Origin of the sequence: Endozoicomonas atrinae, from assembly GCF_001647025.1 — a bacterium.
GTDB lineage: Bacteria > Pseudomonadota > Gammaproteobacteria > Pseudomonadales > Endozoicomonadaceae > Endozoicomonas > Endozoicomonas atrinae.
In genome coordinates this window covers 1-7,071 of the sequence record NZ_LUKQ02000267.1, presented here as the reverse complement: position 1 = coordinate 7,071, position 7,071 = coordinate 1, and the positions used below count along the sequence as shown (strand labels likewise).

Annotated in this window: 4 protein-coding genes and 1 pseudogene; 4 read left to right on the top strand and 1 reads right to left on the bottom strand. The window is 45.8% G+C overall.

Annotated elements, in window-relative coordinates:
* Nucleotides 1-130: 130 nt before the first annotated feature.
* Both AK963_RS23605 and AK963_RS23600 read left to right on the top strand, forming a co-directional pair.
* Nucleotides 131-598: pseudogene (locus AK963_RS23605) on the top strand (DUF1329 domain-containing protein); the annotation flags it as partial.
* An 85-nt stretch (nucleotides 599-683) separates the two neighbouring features.
* Nucleotides 684-1,859 (top strand): acyl-CoA dehydrogenase family protein, encoded by a 1,176-nt coding sequence (locus tag AK963_RS23600; RefSeq protein ID WP_238593827.1) that lies wholly within the window; start codon nucleotides 684-686, stop codon nucleotides 1,857-1,859.
* Between the two features lie 69 nt (nucleotides 1,860-1,928).
* Here the strand turns inward: AK963_RS23600 and AK963_RS23595 are convergent, their stop codons facing one another.
* The gene (locus AK963_RS23595; protein WP_066017852.1) at nucleotides 1,929-3,020 is read right to left on the bottom strand and encodes an AraC family transcriptional regulator; all 1,092 of its coding nucleotides are present in this window, start codon (nucleotides 3,018-3,020) and stop codon (nucleotides 1,929-1,931) included.
* Between the two features lie 228 nt (nucleotides 3,021-3,248).
* Between AK963_RS23595 and AK963_RS23590 the strand changes: the two genes are divergently transcribed.
* Nucleotides 3,249-4,679 (top strand): NAD-dependent succinate-semialdehyde dehydrogenase, encoded by a 1,431-nt coding sequence (locus tag AK963_RS23590; RefSeq protein ID WP_066017851.1) that lies wholly within the window; start codon nucleotides 3,249-3,251, stop codon nucleotides 4,677-4,679.
* Nucleotides 4,680-4,896: 217 nt separating this feature from the next.
* On the top strand, nucleotides 4,897-6,954 hold the full coding sequence (locus AK963_RS23585) for a hypothetical protein (protein WP_066017850.1): 2,058 nt from the start codon (nucleotides 4,897-4,899) through the stop codon (nucleotides 6,952-6,954).
* Nucleotides 6,955-7,071 lie beyond the last annotated feature (117 nt).

The window sequence follows — 7,071 nt, the reverse complement described above, 5'->3', positions numbered from 1 at the left end:
ACTATGAAGATATTATCAATAAATGCTGTGAGGCATGGAATGAATTACTTTCTGAAGTTGGCCGATTGAAAAGTCTATGCTCCCGTTCATGGGCTGTTATTTCATAATTTAAAAATGGAATTGGTATAACTGGGAGCTGCTGGGCAAAAAGGAAATATACATTCCTTACAACAACTATGACTTTGAAAGCCCTGAGTTGTCCTATGACGATATTCTGAGTCAGGGGCATGCCAATCCTGAGCATATGCGCTATGAGCTGCATCGCGTCTGGGTGGTACGTGGGGTGCTGAAAGAGGGTGAGCGTCACGTTTATAAGACCCGTGAACTCTTTATTGACGAAGACAGCTGGCAGACGGTTTATGCTGATCACTACGACAATCGCGATGTGCTGTGGAGAACAACACATATTAATACCATTAATATGTATGACCTCCCCGGTATTGGTGGGCGTACAGCACTCTATTATGACCTGATTTCCAGGGATTACATGGCTGCCAGCCTGTTCAATGAAGAGGGTGGGGTTCCGAAGATGAATCACGAAGTAAAACAGTTGTCGTATTTCACGCCCAATAATCTGAGAAAGCTGGGAATGCGCTAATTGCGTGAATGGCTTTGAAAGTTGCCGTGGAAGAAAAGCATTTCCTTCCCGGCACTCTCTGAAGCAATCAACATGAAAGGACTTGATGATGTTTTTGGACCAGAGTGACGAGCAGAAAAAACTGCGCCAGGAATTAAGGACCTACTTTGCCGAGTTGATTACTCCAGAGGTCAAGGCTGAATGTCACGGTAATGAAAGTGGTGAAACTTATAAGCGGGTTATCCGCCAGATGGGGGAAGATGGCTGGCTGGCTATTGGCTGGCCTAAAGAGTACGGTGGTCAGGGGCGCTCTGCTGCTGAACAGCTGGTCTTCTTTGAAGAAGCGCAACTGGCTGGTGCTCCCATTCCTTTTGTAACGCTGAATACGGTAGGCCCTGCTCTGATTGATCATGGTTCTGAAGAGCACAAGCAGTTTTTCCTGCCAAAGATTGCTAAGGGTGAAATTCATTTTGCTATTGGTTATACCGAGCCTGGTGCTGGTACTGATCTGGCATCATTGGGCACGACGGCGGTGAAAGAGGGTGATGATTACATCATCAATGGTACCAAGGTATACACCAGCAGCGCAGAAGGTGCTGACTATATCTGGCTGGCAGCAAGAACGGATAAAGATGCGCCAAAGCACAAAGGTATCACGCTGTTTATTGTTGACTGTAAGGATCCGGGCTTCAGTGTAGCGCCGATCTATACCGTGGGTGATGTGCGCACCAATATGACCTATTACGAGAATGTACGCGTACCTTCTTCAATGATTATTGGTGAGTTGAACGGTGGCTGGAAATTAATTACTTCTCAGCTTAACCATGAGCGTGTTGGCCTGGCGGCTATTGGTATCAATGGTACCGGTCACTTCCAGAAAGTCCTGAACTGGGCGCGGGAAGTGCGGGGTAATGGCAAGCGGGTGATTGATGAGCCCTGGGTTCAGAATAACCTGGCTGAAGCCTACAGTTTGCTGGAAGCCATGAAGGTGATGAATAGTCGGATGGCCTGGGAGCTTGGGCAAAATAAGCTTTGTCCGGGCTTTGCTTCCGGTATCAAGGTATACAGTACCGAAGCACTGATTCAGGTTTACCGTCTTCTGCTGGATGTTATTGGTGCACCGGGTATGGTTCGCTCTGGCAGCGAAGGTGCTGTTATTCAGGGGGAAATTGAGGAAGGCTATCGCAAATGCCAGATTAATACCTTTGGTGGAGGGGTTAATGAGGTACAGCGAGAGCTGGCAGCCATGTTTGGTTTACGAATGGCAAGGGCTGCACGTTAATAAAAAAGCCGGCGGAAGCCGGCTTTTTTATACCCTGAAAATACCCTTTATAGTAACGACCCTGGTTATTCAGGCAACTTCATCAATATCTTCCATCTGAATATTGTTCTGTTTCCGAAACTCTCCCGGCGTCATATCGGTCCACTTCTTAAATGAGCGGTGAAAGGCGCTGGGTTCATCAAATCCCATTAAAGCGGCAACCGAATTAATCGTTAGATTAGGCCGGCTTAAATAATCGATAGATGCATCTCGACGACATTCGTCTTTAACTTTCTGGTAGGAAGTACCCTCTTTTTCCAGGCGACGGCGTAAGGTTCTTGGAGAGATGTTCAGTAGTTCTGCGAGTTCGTCAAAGCTGGGAATACGACGGGTAAAGTTGTAGCCAATCAGGGCTCTGATTCGTGGAATAATGCTGTCGCTGCCTTGCTCTTCCTTAATCACAAATAACTGATATGGTGCTGTTTCCAGAAACGATTCCAGAGATTCTTCGGTATGGACCAGTGGCGCATCCAGCATCTGGGCGTTAATGACGATTGAGTTTTCCTGCTGATCAAATTCAATCGGGCAGTCAAAGTAGTAACGATAGCCACTCAGGTTCAGACTGGGGGAGCCCATCAGGTTAACCCGCTTCACCGCAATGTTATTGCCGATCAGCCAGCTGCAGAAGCGGTGCCATAGAGAAAGACTGTTCACAACGCTCAGCTGCTTGGCTGGGGTCATTTCTGCATTGAACTTATTGGAGGCACTGGAGTAAACCAGGGTTGCTTCACTACCATCTGCAGAGACTCGATAAGGCGGTTCAGCTTTTACCGTGATACCCCGAATCCCATAGGTCATGGCGGTAAATTCGGTGGTTCTGTCCAGAGCCTTTCGTAACGATGAGCAGTGAATAATGCAGTAGCAGAGCATGCGGAAAGTGCCGGGGGGCATCTTATAGGTAGTCCCCAGACCAAATGCCTCATCCTGCATGGCTCCGGATACTTTGCGGTAGAGCTTGCTGAAAATAATGGCAGGAATTTCCAGCTCTTCATCCGTGTTCAGCTCAAGAGGGTTAAACGATAACCCTGCATCGTAGATCAGCTGGTTGACATCATAACCCTGCTCCTGAGCCACTTTCAGTAATAGCTTGGCATACTTTGCCGGCATCAGATATTCAGTCATTGTTCTGGTCAGCTTGTAATTGTCTTATGAGTGCTGTGCTTTGGAGACAGATGTTAACGAGAAATGAGAGGGGAAACCAGAGCAATAACTTCAGGTTTACAGATTCATTAAATCGGCAAAATTTAATGGCTTATCACTGCTTCTGAGCAATCTTTAGTTTACTATGGGCAGGATTGTTAACTATTTCTGTCGTCATAATTTGTCGTATAAATTGAGAGGTGCTGGTTAATGGATAAAATCAATAATAAATCATTGCTCAGTATTCTGTGTGAACCCGGAGATCATGCTCTGGCCATTGATAATCCTGCCGATGGCTCGGTGGTCGGTTATATCCCCGTGCAGTCTGAGGCAGAGATCGAGGAATGTATTGAAAAGTCACGCCTGGCTCAGAAGAGCTGGCAAAAAAGACCCGCAAAAGAGCGCTCAAGCCTCCTGTACCGTTGGTATGAACTGGTGATGGAAAACCAGGCCGACCTGGCTCGATTAATGACCCTTGAGCAGGGTAAACCATTGCCGGAATCTATGGGGGAAGTGGCTTATGGTGCGTCTTTTATTCAGTGGTTTGCTGAAGAAGGCAAGCGCGCCTATGGTACGACGATTCCCGGGCATACGGAGGATCGTCGGCTGATGACCATCAAGCAGCCTGTCGGTGTGGCCGCGGCCATAACGCCCTGGAACTTCCCTATTGCCATGATAACCCGTAAGGCAGCACCTGCACTGGCAGCCGGCTGCAGCTTTATTGTCAAGCCTGCCAATCAAACGCCGCTCTCTGCCTATGCTGTTGCTGAACTGGCCAGGCAGGCAGGTATTCCAGAAGATGTGTTGCAGGTTGTTGTTCATCATGCACCGGAAACAGTCGGTGATCTCTTTACCCACCATCCCACGATCAGAAAGTTATCGTTTACGGGTTCTACCCGTGTCGGGCGTCATTTGATCGCACAATCTGCAGAAACCATTAAAAATACTTCGATGGAGCTGGGCGGAAATGCCCCGTTTATCGTCTTTGACGATGCAGATATCGATCAGGCCGTTCAGGGGGCAATGGCTTCAAAGTTTCGTAATGCCGGGCAAACCTGTGTCTGTGCTAACCGGTTTTATGTGCATGATGATATTTATGATCAATTTGTCAGCCAGTTTATTGAGGCAGTTAAAGGCCTGAAGGTTGGTAATGGCTTGGACGAAGGCGTCCAGATTGGCCCGGTTATTGATTCACTGGCAAAAGAGCGGATTCTCGAGAAAATTAACCTGGCTGTAGAGCAGGGGGCAACGGTCGCAACAGGTGGTAAAGCTTTGAATGGTTGTTTTGTTGAGCCGACGGTTCTGACCGATGTTCAGCACTCGATGAGCTTTATCCAGGAAGAGCTGTTTGGCCCGGTTGCCCCAATAGTACGTTTCAGTACTGATGAAGAGCTGATTCAGCAGGCTAATGATACGATCTATGGTCTGGCAGCCTATTTTTACAGCCGGGATATTACTCGTATCTGGAAGATTGCCGAGTCTCTGGAATATGGCATGGTGGGCATTAATGAAGGCATTATTTCCACAGAGCTGGCACCTTTTGGAGGAGTTAAACAGTCTGGATTTGGCCGGGAAGGTGGGCAGGAAGGTCTGGAAGAGTACCTGGAAACCAAATACCTGTGTTTTGGGGGTATTCATTAATTAATAGTCAGGCACCCTTTTTAAAGGGTGTCTTGAATTATTTCTTTGTAATTAATTTCTGGCTGTTAACTGTATGAAAAATAAGTGTGTTTTTCTTTATTTGATTTTTTTATTGCTCTTTAAAGCGTTTGGTTTCAACGGCTTTTATAAGAATTGGAACTCAAATATAACTTTATGGTCAGAATTTTATCAATAAAGATAAAGTACGGACCACTCTATGGTTGGAATTGAATCTCCATTACCTCCTTTTTATGCTCCTCCCAAGTTTAATCTTGAAAATATTAAAAATGGTGAGATTTTTTCCTGGGCGTTCTGGAATACTCTCTATGTAATTGTTACCCCAGTTAAGGCAACGCTTTATCTGGGCTCTTTAGCGTGGAATAAATTATCCGGAAAGCCTATTGCCAGTCGTGATGTTCAACCTGAAAAAGCTTGTCCTAAGGTCAATCCAAAGTATGTAAATACTAAAACGCCTGTTGAAAACACTCCTAAAGCCGCGAGTTGTGATCACTCTCGCTCACCGGTAATACCTTTACAAAAAGTGAGTGCCAGGCCTGATGGTCTGAGTCAAAAATCCAGCCAAGCCGTAACATCTCATGGTTCTGTTAAGATACCGAAACAAAGTCAGCATCAATATGTTCAGCAACGAGATGAGGCACAAAAAAGTCAGTCAGCTTTAGTCAATCAGCAGAGAGTAGATGAAATAAATGAAAGAAACTTTAATCGTGGTGTTAAACAATCGCTGAAGCTTGCTGAACGTCTAAAGTTCAGAGAGGATCGACGGACTGCCCGTGAAAACTCTCTGGCTGAGCAGAGGCGAATCCAAACAGAGCAGGTTATGCTAAAGCAGGTTAGAGATTTGTCCAGAAGGGAGGAGAGGCGCACTCAGCAACGATTGCAAAAAGAACTGGAGCAAGCAGATCTTGATTACCAGTTCGCGCAACTGGAGGCCGCTGATTTAAGACTGGCTGATCATCAACCTCCTGCGGGTCATAGAATTCAGCAACAGGGTATCTCTAGTCCTGAAGTTCAGCAGGCTATATGGGATTCTTTAACTAAACAGCCTTCCTCCAGTATTCAGGTAAGTACTGCAAAACCCAAACCTGAGCTACCTCCAATGACAATATCTGAACATGTTACTGAGGAATTGAAGCGAGGCCATGATATTTATTTTGAAGATAAGCATGTTATAGCCTGGCTGTTGGATAAAAAAAATATATTAATGAAGAATAACCAGTTAAAAGAGGGCTTGGAGAAGTGTGCATGTGATTTATCAAAGGTTTCTGAAACAGAATGGAGTCAGGTTCTTTCAGGCTGGAAAATAACAAAAAATGATTTTCATAATATATATGGGCTAACAAATGAGATGCCTCTTCGATTGAAGCTGGTTAAAGCGCTGATTGCCTATAAGACAAATATAGAGCAAGTTCATCAGCCTCATCCTCAACGAAATCCAGGTAAGGAAAAGGCGCCAGCAGAGCAACCCAGTCAGGCTCAACCTCGACGAACTAATCCAGACCAGGAAAAGAAGTCAGCAGCGCAGATCCGTCAGGTTAAACTTCAACAAGTTAATTCAAGTCAGAAAAAGGAGCCAGCAGAGCAGCCCCGTCAGGCTCAACCTCGACGAGCTAATGCAGACAAGGAAAAGAAGTCAGCAGCGCAGATCCATCAGGCTAAACTTCCACAAGTTAATTCAGATCGGAAAAAGGAGCCGGCAGAGCAACCCAGTCAGGCTCAACCTCGACGAATTAATCCAGGCCAGGAAAAGAAGTCAGCAGTGCAGATCCGTCAGGTTAAACTTCAACAAGTTAATCCAGGTCAGAAAAAGGAACTAGCAGAGCAACCCCGTCAGGCTCAACCTCGACGAACTAATGTAGACCAGGAAAAGACGTCAGCAGTGCAGATCCGTCAGGTTAAACTTCAACAAGTTAATCCAGGTCAGAAAAAGGAACTAGCAGAGCAACCCCGTCAGGCTCAACCTCAACAAATTAAGTCAGGCCAGGAAAAGAAGCCAATAACGCAAGCCCTTCAGCCTAAAATTCAGCAAGTGAAATTTGCTCATGAAAGTGAGCTGCGGGCTCGGGGTGAACCGGTTAGAATTTCCCAGAAAGTGGCTGAGGTTGAAACAGGTACGGCAGAGGCTTCTAAATTGAAGTCAGAGCCCCCCGACAATGAACATGATGTATTTTCTATCCATTTTCAGACTGGCAATGGAGTGATTATACGAAGATTCTGGCCTGATGATCCGGTTCAAAGTTTGTTAGAGGGAATGTAATTTAAATTGTGTAAACGCTTGTCGTTAATACTCCAAAATGGAGAATAACAATGAGCGTTGAAATCAACGAAAAACTGGTAGATCAAATAGCCAGTCAGATTAAAACTCAGGATGATC

Coding starts and splice junctions, on each gene's coding strand:
- AK963_RS23600 (WP_238593827.1), top strand. CDS start 684: ATGATGTTTTTGGACCAGAGTGACGAGCAGAAAAAACTGCGCCAGGAA.
- AK963_RS23595 (WP_066017852.1), bottom strand. CDS start 3,020: ATGACTGAATATCTGATGCCGGCAAAGTATGCCAAGCTATTACTGAAA.
- AK963_RS23590 (WP_066017851.1), top strand. CDS start 3,249: ATGGATAAAATCAATAATAAATCATTGCTCAGTATTCTGTGTGAACCC.
- AK963_RS23585 (WP_066017850.1), top strand. CDS start 4,897: ATGGTTGGAATTGAATCTCCATTACCTCCTTTTTATGCTCCTCCCAAG.